The organism is Rhizobium sp. PK7-22 (assembly GCF_056530405.1).
In genome coordinates, this window is record NZ_CP096513.1 from 1 (window position 1) to 15648 (window position 15648).

General features: G+C 59.6%; 14 protein-coding genes and 1 pseudogene. 11 read left to right on the forward strand and 4 right to left on the reverse strand.

Annotated elements, in window-relative coordinates; translation table 11 throughout:
- Positions 1-176: 176 nt before the first annotated feature.
- Positions 177-311, forward strand: a complete 135-nt coding sequence (locus M1E10_RS00005; RefSeq protein WP_499172991.1) for a hypothetical protein — start codon at positions 177-179, stop codon at positions 309-311.
- A gap of 510 nt (positions 312-821) precedes the next feature.
- On the forward strand, positions 822-1229 hold the full coding sequence (locus M1E10_RS00010) for a Ros/MucR family transcriptional regulator (RefSeq protein ID WP_499173415.1): 408 nt from the start codon (positions 822-824) through the stop codon (positions 1227-1229).
- A 434-nt stretch (positions 1230-1663) separates the two neighbouring features.
- Here the strand turns inward: M1E10_RS00010 and M1E10_RS00015 are convergent, their stop codons facing one another.
- The 3 genes from M1E10_RS00015 to M1E10_RS00025 form a co-directional block, all read right to left on the reverse strand.
- Positions 1664-2422 (reverse strand): amino acid ABC transporter ATP-binding protein, encoded by a 759-nt coding sequence (locus M1E10_RS00015; protein WP_499172992.1) that lies wholly within the window; start codon positions 2420-2422, stop codon positions 1664-1666.
- A complete protein-coding gene (locus tag M1E10_RS00020) occupies positions 2419-3099 on the reverse strand; it encodes an ABC transporter permease (RefSeq protein ID WP_499172993.1) in 681 nt (226 codons plus the stop codon). The genes M1E10_RS00015 and M1E10_RS00020 overlap by 4 nt, the downstream gene beginning before the upstream one ends.
- A 111-nt stretch (positions 3100-3210) precedes the next feature.
- On the reverse strand, positions 3211-3996 hold the full coding sequence (locus M1E10_RS00025) for an amino acid ABC transporter substrate-binding protein (protein WP_499172994.1): 786 nt from the start codon (positions 3994-3996) through the stop codon (positions 3211-3213).
- A gap of 819 nt (positions 3997-4815) precedes the next feature.
- On the opposite strand from M1E10_RS00025, the gene M1E10_RS00030 reads away from it, so the two are divergent.
- The 8 genes from M1E10_RS00030 to M1E10_RS00065 all read left to right on the forward strand — a co-directional run bounded on the left by M1E10_RS00030 (position 4816) and on the right by M1E10_RS00065 (position 13837).
- Entirely contained in the window at positions 4816-5496 is a 681-nt protein-coding gene (locus M1E10_RS00030; protein ID WP_499172995.1) for a DUF2161 domain-containing phosphodiesterase, read from the forward strand.
- 109 nt (positions 5497-5605) lie between these two features.
- Positions 5606-6463 carry an alpha/beta fold hydrolase gene (locus M1E10_RS00035; RefSeq protein ID WP_499172996.1) on the forward strand — a complete coding sequence of 286 codons (858 nt, stop codon included), beginning with the start codon at positions 5606-5608 and terminating at the stop codon, positions 6461-6463.
- 271 nt (positions 6464-6734) lie between these two features.
- The gene (locus M1E10_RS00040) at positions 6735-7493 is read left to right on the forward strand and encodes an ImuA family protein (RefSeq protein WP_499172997.1); all 759 of its coding nucleotides are present in this window, start codon (positions 6735-6737) and stop codon (positions 7491-7493) included.
- Positions 7411-8925, forward strand: a complete 1515-nt coding sequence (locus M1E10_RS00045) for a Y-family DNA polymerase (RefSeq protein WP_499172998.1) — start codon at positions 7411-7413, stop codon at positions 8923-8925. Before M1E10_RS00040 ends, M1E10_RS00045 begins: the two co-directional genes overlap by 83 nt.
- Entirely contained in the window at positions 8922-12182 is a 3261-nt protein-coding gene (locus tag M1E10_RS00050) for an error-prone DNA polymerase family protein (protein ID WP_499172999.1), read from the forward strand. The genes M1E10_RS00045 and M1E10_RS00050 overlap by 4 nt, the downstream gene beginning before the upstream one ends.
- 119 nt (positions 12183-12301) lie before the next feature.
- The gene (locus tag M1E10_RS00055; RefSeq protein ID WP_499173000.1) at positions 12302-12499 is read left to right on the forward strand and encodes a hypothetical protein; all 198 of its coding nucleotides are present in this window, start codon (positions 12302-12304) and stop codon (positions 12497-12499) included.
- A gap of 92 nt (positions 12500-12591) precedes the next feature.
- Complete coding sequence (locus M1E10_RS00060) at positions 12592-12825, forward strand: hypothetical protein (RefSeq protein ID WP_499173001.1); 234 nt, start codon at positions 12592-12594, stop codon at positions 12823-12825.
- Positions 12826-12856: 31 nt separating this feature from the next.
- Positions 12857-13837, forward strand: coding sequence for an SDR family oxidoreductase (locus tag M1E10_RS00065; RefSeq protein ID WP_499173002.1), 981 nt, complete (start codon positions 12857-12859; stop codon positions 13835-13837).
- 436 nt (positions 13838-14273) lie between these two features.
- Here the strand turns inward: M1E10_RS00065 and M1E10_RS00070 are convergent, their stop codons facing one another.
- Positions 14274-14744, reverse strand: coding sequence for a DUF4174 domain-containing protein (locus M1E10_RS00070; RefSeq protein ID WP_499173003.1), 471 nt, complete (start codon positions 14742-14744; stop codon positions 14274-14276).
- 231 nt (positions 14745-14975) lie between these two features.
- On the opposite strand from M1E10_RS00070, the pseudogene M1E10_RS00075 reads away from it, so the two are divergent.
- A pseudogene (locus M1E10_RS00075) lies at positions 14976-15092 on the forward strand (transposase); the annotation flags it as partial.
- Between the last annotated feature and the right edge of the window lie 556 nt (positions 15093-15648).

A 15648-nucleotide genomic window follows, 5' to 3' on the forward strand; every position in this document is an offset into this window, starting at 1 on the left:
ACCTGCGACTCAGATTACATTGAGTCTTTTTGCATCCAAGATCTTGCTTTGCTCGAGAGTGTTGGTTTCCACCGGAGCTTCAAAGCCAGCAGTTGTTTCTCCCCGCTTCAATATCAAAGGCATTGAGGCTCTACAAAGCTCGGTGAATCCTCGTGGCATAGCCTGGCAGCCTTGCTGTGGCACGATACATCCATCACCCGATCTATCTGGCATTGGCCGCGGACCAATCCCCCGTCGGCTTCGACTATGACCGTCTCGTGCTTCTCCTGCCACCCGTCCACGCCACCGGGGAAGCAAGCCATCGTGACTAGAGCCGAAAAGCTCCAGCTTCCGGCGCTCCAAAGTTTGGTCCCAGAGCAGAAACCCCAAGACTCGCCGGAAAAATGGAGGGAAAGTGGATCTCAGGTCATTCGAAAGACCGCATTCCGCCAGCCTGACGTCGGCGGGTAATGCCATGCGCCAAGATTACAACGATAATAGTTTGACTGGTTCAGATTTTTGTATGGGGTGGGTCGCCACTTCGTGCATTTGAGCCCCGGAACCGACTGCAGGGTCTGAATGGCGTGGTCGATGCGCTGGTGTCTGCGGCGGCCATCTGGTTCTAGAGCATTCGAGACATCAGCACGACAATCCAATGTCGATCGAAAAGGCTCCCTATCAATCCCATAGTTGTTCTGACGGATTGTGGCCGGTGTGAGAAGGTCTCTGCAAGCCAATACAACTTCTAGCATCTGTGTTTTCTTGTCCTTGGAAGGTAGACAGGTTCCCAAACAAGGAGCCTTCAATTGTCCCTACCAGTCTCTGAAACCGAAGATCTTCTCATGCTCACCAGTGAAGTTGTCACGGCTTATCTGCATAAGAATGTGGTGCCAGCAGACAGTCTGGCTTATCTTATCAACACTGTGCACGGTTCGCTTGCTGGCCTTAGTTTCAAAACCGAAGAGATGAAGGCGACAACGTTGGTGCCGGCTGTGCCAGTGAAAAAGTCCCTCAAGGCCGACGCCATCACGTGTCTTGAGTGCGGCGTGCAATACAAGTCCTTGAAGCGGCACCTGATCAGCAGACATCAACAGACCGATGATCAATATCGTGAGAGGTGGGGACTGCCATCCGATTATCCGATGGTGGCTCCAGACTATGCGCAAGCGCGCTCGAACCTAGCCAAGCAAACGGGGCTGGGTAAGAATAGATCGAAGGGTGCGAGAGCAAAAGTAGCGCCTGGTACTTGAGATCGTGGAGGTGAGCAGACAGTGAATCTTACCTGTGATTGATCCTAACAACTAAACAGCCCGCTCTTTGAACTGCGCTTAATGGGCAGAAGGTATTTATGGCGGCGGTCACGCATCGATAGCTGCGGTTCCAAGGCGTGCGAAGGTCATCTTCGCGAGGCCGTTGCCGCGCCCGTCGCGGCTTGCGGTCGAGAGCGCTTTTCAAGCTGAACCGGATGGACCGCCGGCCGTCATGCAAGCCCAACCTCGACACGATGCCGACCAGGACACTTGTCGTAGAGGATGGAGCTCTCCTGCTGATGCTGGCCTGCGACGTCGTGCGGGAGCTTGGCTTCGATGTCTTGGAGGCCACCAACGCCGATGCAATCGGATTGCTTCAGAACTCTGCGTAGTTTGCGACTGCGCGCGCCTGCATGTTTTGGCACGATGAACGGCTAAGGTGCCTGCTGAGCCGTGTTGATTGAGGCAACGAAGCGGCGGGTCCGCTCCTGCTCCGCCGCGCCGAAGACCTTGTCGGCAGGGCCTTGCTCGACAATCCTGCCTGCCTCGAGGAAAACCACGTCGCTCGCCACCCGCGAGGCGAGGCGCAAGTCATGGGTCGCAATGATCATGGTCGTACCTTCAGCCGCAAGCTTGCTCAGGACTTCCACCACTTCGGATGCCAGTTCGGGATCGAGCGCAGACGTTGGTTCATCGCAAAGCAGCACGCGCGGTGACATCGCGAGCGCGCGAGCGATTGCGACGCGTTGCTGCTGTCCCCCCGAAAGCGTAGCCGGCCAGGCATCCACCTTGTCTTCCATGTTGACCTTGGCAAGAAGCAGGCGCGCGTGCAGTTGCGCTTTCTCTCGCGGCCATTTCAGCACCGTCAACAGGCCTTCCATGACGTTTTCCACGGCCGTCAGGTGCGGAAACAGCTGAAAATTTTGGAAGACCATGCCGGTCTGGCGGCGAATCTTCTGGATCTCCGTCCAGCCAAGCTTCTGCGCAGGGCGGAACTCCACCGCGGCGTTGCCAATGCGGATCGTGCCGGTGCTTGGGATCTCCAGCAGGTTGATGCAACGAAGCAGCGTGCTCTTGCCGCCGCCGGAGGGGCCGACGAGCGCGGTGACGCGGCCTTCGGCAACTTCCAGACTGACGTCATCGAGCACCAGCGTCTCGCCAAAGCTTTTGGAAATATGGGAAAGAGCAATCATCGGCCGGCCTCCAAGACACCGCCATAGCGGGAGAAGCGGCGCTCCAGCCAAGCCTGCAGATTGGACAAGATGGAGCTCAGCGCAAGATAGAGCAGCGCCGCCTCGATATAGAGGATGAGCGGCTCGTAGGTGGTGGCGACGATGCGTTGTGCCGACTGGAAGAGTTCAGGGACGGTAATGGCAGCAGCAAGCGAGGTATCTTTGACCAGCGAAATGAAGGTGTTTGAAAGCGGTGGCACGGCAACGCGCGCCGCCTGCGGCAGGATGGTGCGCCGCATGGCCTGCCGCCACGTCATGCCGATCGAATAAGCAGCCTCCCATTGTCCTCTCGCAACCGAGGCGATGACGGCGCGGATGATCTCGGAGGAATAAGCACCCACGTTGAGCGTAAAGCCGATCAGGGCGGCGGGGAAAGCATCCAGCAGGATGCCGACGCTCGGCAGACCGTAGAAAATCACGAAAAGCTGGACCAGGAGCGGCGTCCCGCGGATCACCCAGACGTAAAAGCGGGCAAGCATCGCAAGTGGCTTCGGCGCAAAAAGGCGGGTGATCGCGGTGACAAGGCCGAGTGTGAGGCCGAAGGCGAAGGAGAAGATCGTCAATGGCACGGTGAACCGGATGCCGGCCCAAAGGAGCGTCGGCAGCGAGTCGATCATGAGTTGAAGCCAATGCGGCACAGGCTCACCCTCTGCTGTTAATCTTGCGATGCTTTTTCAAACAAGCACGCCCGGCGCTGAGCGCCGGACTGTCCTTGGCCCGGGGGTATGCCCGGCACGGCGCCACGCAACCTATTTCGAGACATCTTGTCCAAAGTATTTGTTGGAGATCGCCTGATAGGTGCCGTCTGCCTTGACCGCTTCCAGCGCCCTGTTCACCTCTGCGACAAGCTCGTCGTCGCCCTGGCGCAGCAGGATGCCGGAATAGCTGGCGTCCGCCTCTTCAGCGACAATCTTGACCGGCGCATCGGGCTTCTGCTTCTTGAAATCGAGGAAGGAGAGGCTGTCGTTGAGGGTCGCATCGGCGCGCCCCGTCAGTACGAGCTGGATCGACTGGTCGAATCCCTCCGTGCCGACCAGTTCGGCGCCTGCGTCTTCGGCCATCTTGCCGTAATTGCTCGTGAGCGACTGAGCAGCCTTTTTGCCCTCAAGATCTGCGAAATCTTTGATGTCTTCATTGTCGTCGCGCACAACCAGCACGGCCTTTGACGCGATATACGGCTCCGAAAATGCGTATTTCTGCTGGCGCGCCTCGGTAATGCCGACCTGATTGATCACTGCATCGTAGCGGTTGGCATCAAGGCCGGCAATCAAGCCATCCCACTTGCCCTCGATGAACTCGGCCGTGACGCCGAGTTTGTCGGCCACCGCCTCACCGATTTCCACGTCGAAACCGACGAGTTTGCCGGAGGCATCATGGAAGGTGAAGGGCGCATAGGTGCCCTCCGTGCCGATACGGATCGTCCCGGCGGACTTTATCTTGTCGAGGTTGTCGCCTGCAGTTGCCGGCAAGGTGGCCACGGCTTGCACGAGAACGGCGGCGACAACGAGCGAGAGCGAGGTCTTGAAGAGGTTCATCTATGGTGTCCTTACAGCGGTTCGGGTGACCTTAATCGCAGAAAGTAGGTGCTAAGGGAGGAAAGGAAACTGCGGCAGGACGTGGCAAAGGCGAATATTTTTGCTCTGACGCAGTGCCGGTCTGAGCCAAACACTGCTGGTCTTGCCTGCCAAAATCATGGACTTGCGTCGGCGAGGCAACATCTCTTGCCTGCTCTTGAGCTCGGAGCAAAGAACAGGCTGCCGTCGCAAATACATCATAGATTTAACGATGACCATCGCACTTCTTGACGAACGTCAATGTTGAACCTCCGGTGTCGATTTGCGTTGTGAGCCAAAGAAGGAGTCACACAATGCTCAGCACGAACACTTGGCTAACGATCATATGCAGCTTCATGGTCAACGCGGTTCTATTTGGCGCAGGCGCAATACTTGTTCTCTCGGTCCCGTCCCTAGAAGCATAGGCGAAGTACCTGATCCCCGCGGTCATTGTCCTTAGCTTCGCTTTTACCTACTTGATTACATCACGCATCGCACCGCGTATGCGCCTGCGCCACTGGGGACAGCGTCGCTGGAAGAAAGGCGACAAGATCTCTGGCTAAGACGTTGCTATGATGTTCGAGTGCAGACCAAGCCGGCCTATCAACAAGCCGGCCTGTCAATTCGGGTGCAATCGCGTTGATCAAGTTCGGTCGAGCTTTCGCCGCCGCCATATGCTGGTGCACCGCCGCAAGGTCCGTGGCGGAGCATATCCACAGCCGACAGCTGCACCGCGATCACATTGGTGTTCGCTGGATCCAGTTTAGGGTATGAGAAATTTTGACCTAGATCTGCAGGCATATGGAAACGTCGCTTTATCTTCCTGTCAAAACCTATCTTGAATCGGCAGGCTACACTGTGAAGGGCGAAGTAGGCGGTTGTGACCTCGTCGGCTTGAGCGATGCGGATCCGCCTGTGGTGATCATCTGCGAGCTCAAACTTAATTTCAACCTGGAGCTCATCCTTCAGGCGGTCGATCGCGCGGCTGTTGCAGACGAAGTCTGGATCGCCGGGCGTCTATCAGCCCGAGGCAAAGGCCGCGAGAGTGACAAACGCTACCGTGATCTCTGCCGCAGGCTCGGGATCGGCATGCTCGGCGTCTCCGATGCAGGCGAAGTGAGTGTCATCGTCAGCTCGATATCACCAATGCCGCGGACCAATCCGAAACGCCGTTCTCGTCTGACGCGTGAACACCAGAAACGACGCGGCGACCCGGCATCCGGTGGCAGCACCCGTACGCCAATCATGACCGCCTACCGCCAGCAAGCGCTCGGCTGCGCTTTCGCGCTGACAGCGGGACCACGGCGCGTGCGTGACATCAGGGCTACTGCACCGGATGCTGGCAAGATCCTGCTTGCCAATGTCTACGGCTGGTTTGAGCGGCTCGAGAGAGGCGTCTATGACTTGACCCCTGCCGGACGGGAAGCGCTGCGAAGATGGCCGCAGCAGGATAAGCCAGCAGCAACCGCCGGCCCAGCCTGAACTCGTTGTGCCTTGAACCGCTGCGGAAGGATCACTGCGTGGGTGGCGGTGCCGATTGTCCCTGGTCGATAGCGCTGGATCGCTTTGGCCAGCACCGCGTTAAGAGCACATGGACTTACTCGCGCCTGAACATCGGTTCGTCAACGTTGGCAGTGTCCGGCTTCATGTGGTTCAGTTCGGCCCCCCCGACGGGCGGCCGGTCATGCTCCTGCACGGATTTCCAGACTTCTGGATGGGCTGGAGACGGCAGGCCGACGCGCTGGCATCTGCGGGGTATCGGGTCATTATTCCCGACCAAAGAGGTTACAACAGCAGCGACAAGCCGCGGGGCATTGAGGAGTATACTCTCCATAAGCTGGTCGGTGACGTCGTCGCTCTTGCCGACGCGCTCGGCCATGCAAGGTTTCACCTGGTCGGCCACGACTGGGGCGGCATTGTCGCATGGGCGACCGCGGCGATCGCGCCGCATCGCCTCGACAAGCTCGTCATCTTGAATGCACCCCATCCGGGAGTGCTGCTGGCTCACTCTTTGCAGTCGCCGACGCAGTTTCTACGCAGCAGCTATGTGGCGTTCTTCCAGATCCCCTTGCTGCCGGAAGCCGCCCTGGGCGCTCATCGGTCGGCCTTGCTGGTGCGAGCCCTCAGGGGCTCCAGCCGACAGGGCGCCTTCGATGACAAGGACATTGCCGCATATCGGCAAGCTTGGGAGCAACCGGAGGCTCTCACCGCGATGCTCAACTGGTACCGGGCCTTACGCTTTCAGCCGAGCCTCAAGCAAAGGGTCTCGACAGCGACCCTCGTGATCTGGGGACAACAGGATCAAGCGCTGGAGTTCGGGCTGGCCAAACGAAGTCTTGACCTGTGTGACAACGGTCAGCTGCGCGTTTTCGAGAACGCAACCCATTGGGTCCAGCGGGAAGAAAGCAGCGCCGTGAACGCCGCGATCCTGACCTTCTTCGACGGCTGAGGGCAGCGGCAGCGCAATCGATCTTGTCTCGCACGCCAATCTCGACCGCGGCGGGTGGCGCATCAGCGATGATGCTGGCATGGCGCCCGGGTGTTGCGTCAAACGCAGCAATCCTCTCCGTTCCTCGACCTTATCCATGGCCGATTAGTCGCTTCTAAAAAACCTCTGCCCTGTCGACTTGACTCTTTTCGATCGGAGGAACAGAAGAGGAACATCGAGAGTTTGAAACAGCACGTTCTGTGCAACGCGAGCCTGAGGAGGTCCGTGAACGATGTCGCGTGTCCGCACTGCTCGGGTGATTGATGAACTGAAAGTCCAGATCGCACATCTGGAGGGGCGCGCAACGAGGAAGACTGCCGTCTTGCCGTTCGGCATCGCTGGCATCGATGAGCGATTGCCGGGTGGTGGCCTCGCCTATGGTGCCCTGCACGAGGTAGCAGGCGGCGGCACGGGTACGGTGGACGGAGCGGCGGCAGCATTGTTTGCGGCAGGGATAGCGGCGAGGGCAAACGGCAAGGTGCTGTGGTGCCTGACCAGGCCCGACCTATTTGCGCCTGCGCTGTCGCAGGCAGGTCTTCATCCCGACCGCGTGATCTATTGCGAGGCAGACAGGGAGGAAGACGTTCTGGCATCCATGGAAGAAGGGCTGTCATTCGGCGGTTTGGGCGCCGTCGTCGGCGAGCTTGTTCGTCTGCCCATGACGGCGTCGCGTCGCCTCCAGCTCGCGGCCGAGAAAACCGGGACCATCGCGCTGGTTGTACGACGGTGGCGGCGACAGACCGAGGCCTCCGACTACGGCAATCCCACGGCCTCCACCACCCGGTGGAGGGTGAGCGTGCTGCCCTCGGAGCCATTACCGGTGGCGGGCGTGGGCAGGGCGCGGTGGCTTGCCGAGTTGATGCGCGTGAAGGCAGGTGAGTGTGCCGAGTACGAAGTTGGAGCCTGTGATGCCAAGGGTCGTGTGTGTTTACTTCCCCTATCTGCCGACAGATCGGATCAGACGTCTTGGAGAGGGAACCGTACCGGCTGAGCAACCGCTCGTCGTCATCTCACGGTCGGGGGCCAAGCGCTGGCTGTCTGCCGTCGACAGGGCCGGCCGCGACGTCGGGCTGCGGCTGGGCATGCCCGCCAGCAAGGCGCAGGCGAGCATCGCCGGCCTTGCCATGATGGACGCCGACCCGACTGCGGATGCAGCGGCTCTGGAGAGGCTTGCGCTGTGGGCGCTGCGGCAATACAGCCCGATTGTCGCCGTGGACGGCCCCGATGGCATTGTGATGGACACGCAAGGCGCCGACCACCTGCGTGGCGGCGAGTCGATGATGGTCTCCGGCCTTGTGAATGCGCTTCGTGGTCGCGGACTGACAGCGCGGGCAGCAATCGCAGATACCTGGGGAGCCGCCCATGCGCTGACCCGCCTCACGGCTGCCGAAGCCACGGTCGTTCCCGTGGGTGAGGTCGTCAAAGCCGTCGCCGGACTGCCCATCCACGGACTGCGCCTGCCAGTCGATACGATTCGGGATCTAGGGCTCCTTGGTGTCGAAACTGTCGGCGAACTGTCGGCGATGCCGCGCGCGCCCTTGACCTTGCGATTTGGCCCTGAGGTCGCAAGACGGCTCGACCAGCTGTTCGGCCGGGTGGCCGAGCCGATCGAGCCGATCCGGACGCCCGAGCTTGTCGAGGTCGCAAGATGTTTTCAGGAACCGATCGGTGCCGCTGAGACCATTCGCAAATATATATGCCGGCTGGTCTCCCAGCTGAGTGCAGAGCTCGAAGGGCGTGGCCTGGGTGTCCGCCGTTCTGACTTGATCATCCATCGCGTCGACAACAGCCGGCAGTATCTGCGAGCCGGACTTGCCAAGCCTGTTCGCGACCCCGTCCGTCTCTCCAGGCTCCTGTGCGATCGAATAGAGCAGATCGATCCCGGATTTGGCATCGAGAAGATGGTGCTTGTTGCCGTCATCACGGAGCCGTTGGAAGAGCGACAGGTCGCGTCATCTTTGATTGAGGAACAGGTTGTCGACGTGACGCCTTTGATCGACATCCTGGTCAACCGGGGGCAGCGGCTCTATCGCCTCACACCGGTTGCCTCGGATGTTCCGGAGCGGTCAGTGGCCCGCATCGCGCCGACGGCGCAGGAGACCGGAACCAACTGGGCAGCAAGATGGCAGCGTCCGCCCCGTTTGATGGCCAAGCCGGAAGCAATCGAGGTTACCGCATTGCTTCCTGACCAGCCACCGGCCGTGTTTACCTGGCGCGGCAAGCGACGCCGCGTCAAGAGGGCCGACGGTCCCGAACGCATCTTCGGCGAATGGTGGACCCGCCCTTCTGAGATGCAGGCCGTGCGTGATTATTTCGTCGTCGAAGACGAGCTGGGCGAACGCTACTGGCTCTTTCGTGCCGGCGACGGCGTCGATTTGGAGACCGGTTCGCATCGCTGGTTCATACACGGAGTGTTCGGATGAGGTATGGCGAACTTCAGGTGACGACCCACTTCAGCTTTCTGCGGGGCGCAAGTTCGGCCGCGGAACTGTTTGCCACGGCAAAGGCACTGGGAGTCGACGCGTTGGGCGTCGTCGACAGGAATTCGCTGGCCGGGATCGTGCGTGCCTGGGAAGCAGCCAAGACCACGGGCGTTCGCCTTGTCGTCGGTTGCCGACTTGATCTCACTGACGGCATGTCAATTCTGGTCTATCCGATTGACCGCCCGGGATACTCCCGGCTCACCCGGCTGTTGTCCCTTGGCAAGAGCAGGGGGGGCAAGGGAAAGTGCATTCTACACATCAGCGACCTTGAAACCTACAGCGACGGCCTGATCGCGGTCCTGGTCCCGGACGAGGCCGACGACGTTTGTGCGAGCCATCTCAGGAAGCTTTCGGTCATCTTCGGTGACAGGGCCTACGTCAGCCTATGCCTGCGTCGCCGCCCCAACGACAGGTTGCGCTTGCATAACCTGTCGAACATGGCCACCAAGCACAAGGTTAGAGCGGTCGTTACCAATGATGTCCTGTTCCATGATCCAGGACGCCGACAGCTTCAGGACATTGTCACCTGCATCCGAAATCGCACCACGATCGACAGCGTCGGCTTTGACCGGGAGCGGCATGCGGACCGTTTCCTCAAGGCGCCCGACGAGATGCACCGGCTGTTTGCCGACTATCCGGAGGCGCTGGCGCGGACGCGGGAGATTGTCGAACGCTGCCGCTTTAACATGAGCGAGCTGCAGTACCAGTACCCGCAAGAAGCTATCGTTCCTGGCCTGGACGCCCAGCAGTCCCTGACAAAATTCGTCTGGGAGGGCGCCGCAGATCGATATCCCGAAGGCGTCCCGGACAAGGTTTGCAAGTCCATCTTGCACGAGCTCGATCTGATCAGGAAGATGTCCTATGCTGCCTATTTCTTGACGGTCTACTCGATCGTCAGGTTTGCACGGTCAAGCAACATCCTGTGCCAGGGGCGCGGCTCGGCTGCCAATTCCGCTGTCTGCTATTGCCTGGGGATCACGAGCATCAACCCTGAGACCTCGGACCTGCTCTTCGAGCGCTTTGTCTCCATGGAGCGCAATGAGCCGCCCGATATCGACGTCGATTTCGAACACTCCCGCCGCGAGGAGGTTATCCAGTGGATCTACGAGACCTACGGGCGCAGCCGGTCGGCGCTATGTTCGACCGTCACACGATATCGCACGAAAGGCGCCTTGCGCGATGTGGGCAAGGCGCTGGGCCTGCCAGACGATCTCATTGCGCAACTCTCTTCGGGAGTATGGGGATGGTCAAAGGACGGGATCGGTGAGAAGCAGCTGAAAGAAAACAACATCAATACCTCTGACTACCGCCTTCGCCTGGCGCTGGACCTTGCAGATCAGCTGATGGGCGCCCCACGCCATCTTGGCCAGCACCCGGGCGGTTTCGTTTTGACGCAGGACAGGCTCGACGACCTGGTTCCAATCGAGCCGGCGACGATGAACGACAGGCAGGTTGTCGAGTGGGACAAAGACGATATCGAGGCCCTCAAATTCATGAAGGTGGACGTACTCGCCCTGGGCATGCTCTCGTGCATGGCGCGTTCGTTCGAGCTCCTGGCCGAACACAAGAACGAGCCGATGAACCTTGCCGAGGTGCCTCAGGAGGATCAGAAGACCTATGCGATGATCCGGCGTGCCGACACATTGGGGACGTTCCAGATCGAAAGCCGTGCGCAGATGGCAATGTTGCCGCGTCTAAAGCCGAGGACGTTTTACGATCTGGTCGTCCAGGTCGCGATTGTGCGTCCCGGCCCGATTCAGGGCGACATGGTGCATCCCTATCTTCGCCGCCGCGAAGGCAAGGAAAAGGTCGAATACCCGACGCCTGAACTGGAGGCGGTGCTGGGCAAGACGCTCGGGGTGCCGCTGTTTCAAGAATCTGCAATGAAGGTTGCCATGGTCTGCGCCGGTTTCAGCGCAGGCGAAGCCGATCAACTGCGGCGGGCCATGGCCACCTTCAAGTTCACGGGCGGAGTCAGCAAGTTTAAGGACAAACTGGTCAACGGGATGGTGACCAATGGCTACTCTGCTGAATTTGCCGAACGAACCTTCACGCAGCTGGAAGGCTTTGGGTCTTACGGCTTTCCTGAAAGCCACGCCGCCAGCTTTGCGCTTATCGCCTATGCCTCGTCGTGGATGAAATGCCATCACCCCGAGATCTTCTGCGCCGCGCTGATCAACAGCCAGCCCATGGGGTTTTACTCTGTGGCCCAGATCGTCACCGACGCGCGGCAGCATGAGGTCGAGGTCAGACCGGTCTGCGTGAACGCCTCAAGATGGGATTGCACTCTTGAGCGTGTCGCCAACTCGCACCGTTGGGCCGTCCGCCTCGGCATGCGCGTCATCCGCGGCCTGGCTGTCAACGATGCCGCTCGCATTGTGATGGCCAGGGCAGGGCAGCCGTTCCACAGCGCCGACGACATGTGGCGACGTTCAGGGGTTTCCACTGCCTGCCTTGTCAAGCTCGCCAATGCTGACGCCTTCCTGCCGTCTTTGGGACTGGAGCGGCGAGCAGCACTCTGGGACATCAAGGCTTTACGCGATGAACCTCTCGAGCTTTGGGTTGCCGCCGCCCAGCGCGAAGCAGGGACGATCGTGGAGATACAGGAGCCGGACGTCAGACTGAAGTCGATGACGGAGGGCAGGGAAGTGGTCGAGGACTATACCAACACCGGGTTGACCTTGCGAGCACATCCAGTTTCTTTCCTGAGGCAGGATCTGAGAAGGAAGCGGATCGTCACCTGTGCCGAGGCGATGGGCGAGCGTGACGGCCGGTGGCTTTGGACGGCAGGGCTGGTTCTCGTGAGACAGCGGCCTGGATCAGCCAAGGGCGTCATGTTCCTCACGCTGGAAGACGAAACGGGCATCGTCAACGCAGTTGTCTGGCCGAGCCTGTTTGAAAAGCAGAGGCGCATCCTGATGACGGCAAGCATGTTGGGCGTTCACGGTCGCATTCAACGAGAAGGCGAAGTTGTCCATCTCGTCGCCCAGCGCCTGTTCGACTTCACAGCTGACCTGTCCAGCCTTGGTCAACGAGAGGGGGCGTTTCCTTTGCCGCAGGGTCGGGGCGATCAGGTCAAGCATGGTGGAGGTCCGGATCCTCGCGACAAGGTGAAGCCAGTGGTACAGGTGCGAGACATCTACATCCCGGATCTTCACATCGACACGCTGAAAACGAAACCGAGGAACTTTCACTAGCGTTTAGCGCCCCGCGACACCTTTGCAGTCGATATCGACGCCGCGTCTCTTCCCCCAATCGCCGTTGCGGCCATCGGGTTGTTACTTGTCACTCAGATGATCGCGGGTCGCCATTTTTTATGGCTGTCGAAATCCATCTCGCGGCGCCGCTTGTCGACAAACAAGCTGTGGGCCTCGTTCTGACGCTGTTCATGTCGCTGACGGACTGCTGGTCGCAATATCCGTCCGGCTACTCGCCATCGCTCCTGCCGTTGCCTGGTCCTTCGGATTGGGCGGCCCAGTGGGCACGGCCGACGTTTGCCAACGGGAACTCCTGAAACCTTGGCCGTCGAGGGATGTTCGTCCCTTCGGGATCAATGGATCGGGAGCACACCGTCTCCCGACCGCCGACAGGAGGGAACTAACGACAGTGACCGAAGAGCCGAACCAAGAGAAGAAGACTGAAGCGCGAAAGGACGCCGATCGATCCATGCGTCTGGGCGGGCGCGGCAAGTCGAAGATCGATGACAACATCGCCGACATCCGAAAGTGGCAAGCCGATGCTCCGGAAGCGGGTGCATTCTGGATGGGCCAGATCCGGCCCCTTGATAAGGAGCGGCGCAAGCAGGTCGAGTTCTTCCTGCCGAGCATCAACATCCCATGAACTGCGACTGCTGCAGTATCGGAGCGAGAACATGAAGGTCGATTTGAAGAATGCGGTGGTCGTGATCACCGGAGCCTCCAGCGGAATAGGTGAAGCGACTGCCTTGGCATTCGCTCGGCAAGGCAGTCGGCTAGTGCTTGCGGCACGTGATCTGGATGCTCTCAACGCCGTTGCCGTGCACTGCCAGCGTCTGGGAAGCGAAGCCATCGCTGTGGAAACGGATGTTATCGATGCAGCCGCTGTAAGGCGGCTTGCCGAGCGGGCAATGGGCTTCGGCAGGATTGACGTGTGGGTCAGCAATGTTGGCGTTGGCGCTGTCGGACGGTTCCACGAGACACCTATCGAGGCGCACGAACAGATTATCCGAGCCAATCTGATCGGACATATGAACGACGCTCACGCGGTGCTGCCGATCTTTCTCAGGCAGCGGTACGGCGTCTTCGTCAACATGATCTCGCTTGGAGGATTTGCGGCTGCCCCGTTCGCCACTGCCTACAGCGCGAGCAAGTATGGGCTGCGGGGGTTCTCGGAGGCGCTGCGCGCTGAATTGGCGGACCAGTCCAATATCCACATCTGTGACATCTACCCGGCCTTCGTGGATACCCCTGGCATCAGCCACGGCGCGAACTATGTCGGGCGAAAGCTGACTGCGCCGCCGCCGCTTGTTGATCCCCGGGATGTAGCAGACGCCATTGTCAACGTTTCCCAGGCACCCAGGGCCACAACCACCGTGGGATCGGTCACCAACGCGGTGCGGCTTGCTCATCTTTTGGCACCGAACCTATCGGCCCGGATCCTCGGGCGGTTCATGGCCTCATACTTCCAAAGGGCAGATCGCGTTGCAAAGAGCAGCGGCAATGTATTTCTGCCGCCGCCCGAACCTGGCGGGATTGACGGAAGGATGCGATCTGGCGACCGATTCATCAGTCACCCAATGATGTTCGCGGTGCTTGCGATTGCAGCCATGGCAGGTGGGGCAGCAGCGGCAGACGCATTCAGACGTCATAGATGAACGCCATCAACAGGTGGGATGCAACACCGATGACGTCCCTAGATATTGCTCCCGACGAGGCGGCGACTTTCTACGCCGGTTGTGCCCGTGCTGGAGCTCAGGGCGACGACGACTGCTGGCTGTAGGAAGCCCCGATTTCGGGAACAACCGAGGCGGGGCACGGAAGTTTCCGAGGTTTCGGCATCGTTCAGCTGCGCGACAAAATCGTCAACCTCCTGGTGTCGATGGATTGGCAGGCGCAAGCGCCGGACCGGCCGGGGCGGGATCATCGAAACTTAGAGGAGTCGTCGTCGAAGAGGTCGTCGGGTTGTCGGGGGAACCGCCGACCTGCGCCCATAGAAGCACCGCCACAAAGACGACCAGTATGCCTGCAATCCAGGCGCCCATGGATGATCGCCGGCGAAGGACGTGAGGGTTGTCAGCGGAGTTTTGTATTTCATGTCTGGGTTTTGCCATTCGGGTCGCTTCCGTTGCGCGCCGCGTTGATCGGCGAATTCTCGGAAGTCGTCTTCTGCCCTGACGTATTCGAGACAGCCCTTTGCAACTCAGCTACCGTGAGAGGTACGTCGGATCTGAGGATGACGGTTCCATCGCGATCGACCAAAAAGAGCTCGAACTTGCCACCATCAGCCTGCAGTTCGCGCCGTAGATCAGCGACTGGCAGTGCTTGAGGCTGACCGTTGACCATCGACGGCTCGCCGTCGGTGGCAAGGCATAGAACAGCAATATCCAGATCACGCAAGGCATCTTGATCGATCTTCAGCAACTCTGTCTGCCATTTGCGAACAGGTGCAAGACTGTCTTCGAAGATCACCAGCGCCCGCTTGTCGGGAACGAGACGAGCTACTGCTCCCACTTGCGGCGCGGGGACTGCGCCAAAAATTTCTGCCAACAGGGACTGTAACATTTGTGGTTCCTCCTGTGGCTCTAACACCATTCATCAGCCGCAGTTCCGTCGTCTGAAAAGCCTCGCCATCCATGACGAATTCTGCTCTTGAGCCGCACCTCTGCGCCCGTTAAAGCTGCCGATGCGCCTCTCCCGCGGTTCTTTCGATGCGGCCGGTCGAGACACGATCGAGAGCGATCCTGCACTTAGCAACGCCCTCCTGCCGATGCTGCAGGCCAGGCAGATGCGGTTTGCACCCGTTTCATGGGCATACCAGGTGTCGGTGAGATCACGGCACTGAGCTTCAAGGCTGCTGTTGACGATCCCACTCGCTTCAAGAGATCGCGTACCGTGGGTGCACACTTCGGTTCTGATGCGATCTTTAATGACCGGTTCGGGCCGACCTCGGTCGTGGTCCTGATGCGCCACAAGCGGCCGTTTCATGAACGGATCTTAACGCTCTCTTGAGGCGGCGATGCAACTAGTTTGCAACTAGCGGATCAGGAGCTGAAAGATGCCGGGAAACCACCAGGACATAAGAAGCTTGTACATCTTGAGCGGCCGATCACGTCACGTTCTTTGGATGGTTGTGGTTGTGTGCCTCCTGGCATTCTCGTGGTTCATCTTCTACCTCTAAGCGTTGGGGGGCAGGTTGCTAGCTACGTGGGCAATATATGCTTGGTCCGTTGCGTTGGCAGGCTTTCTGGTCTGGAAAGACAATTACCGGTCACCCTTCTGCAACATCGATGTTCGGACGAGATTTGGTTGGCAACTGACAACCGCTGCCGTAGCTCCGATTGTCGCTGTATTAGTGCCGTTCAACTTTGTGACCCCGTTTGCGAACGCGAGCCTTATGGGACTCCAGTGGGCGCTGCTTCCGGCAATGCTTCTAGCGCCTGATTCTCTGTCGATGGTACGTGACTGG

Coding starts and splice junctions, on each gene's coding strand:
- M1E10_RS00065 (WP_499173002.1), top strand. CDS start 12,857: ATGAAGGTCGATTTGAAGAATGCGGTGGTCGTGATCACCGGAGCCTCC.
- M1E10_RS00035 (WP_499172996.1), top strand. CDS start 5,606: ATGGACTTACTCGCGCCTGAACATCGGTTCGTCAACGTTGGCAGTGTC.
- M1E10_RS00070 (WP_499173003.1), bottom strand. CDS start 14,744: ATGTTACAGTCCCTGTTGGCAGAAATTTTTGGCGCAGTCCCCGCGCCG.
- M1E10_RS00050 (WP_499172999.1), top strand. CDS start 8,922: ATGAGGTATGGCGAACTTCAGGTGACGACCCACTTCAGCTTTCTGCGG.
- M1E10_RS00010 (WP_499173415.1), top strand. CDS start 822: ATGCTCACCAGTGAAGTTGTCACGGCTTATCTGCATAAGAATGTGGTG.
- M1E10_RS00025 (WP_499172994.1), bottom strand. CDS start 3,996: ATGAACCTCTTCAAGACCTCGCTCTCGCTCGTTGTCGCCGCCGTTCTC.
- M1E10_RS00055 (WP_499173000.1), top strand. CDS start 12,302: ATGGCTGTCGAAATCCATCTCGCGGCGCCGCTTGTCGACAAACAAGCT.
- M1E10_RS00015 (WP_499172992.1), bottom strand. CDS start 2,422: ATGATTGCTCTTTCCCATATTTCCAAAAGCTTTGGCGAGACGCTGGTG.
- M1E10_RS00040 (WP_499172997.1), top strand. CDS start 6,735: ATGTCGCGTGTCCGCACTGCTCGGGTGATTGATGAACTGAAAGTCCAG.
- M1E10_RS00030 (WP_499172995.1), top strand. CDS start 4,816: ATGGAAACGTCGCTTTATCTTCCTGTCAAAACCTATCTTGAATCGGCA.
- M1E10_RS00045 (WP_499172998.1), top strand. CDS start 7,411: ATGCCAAGGGTCGTGTGTGTTTACTTCCCCTATCTGCCGACAGATCGG.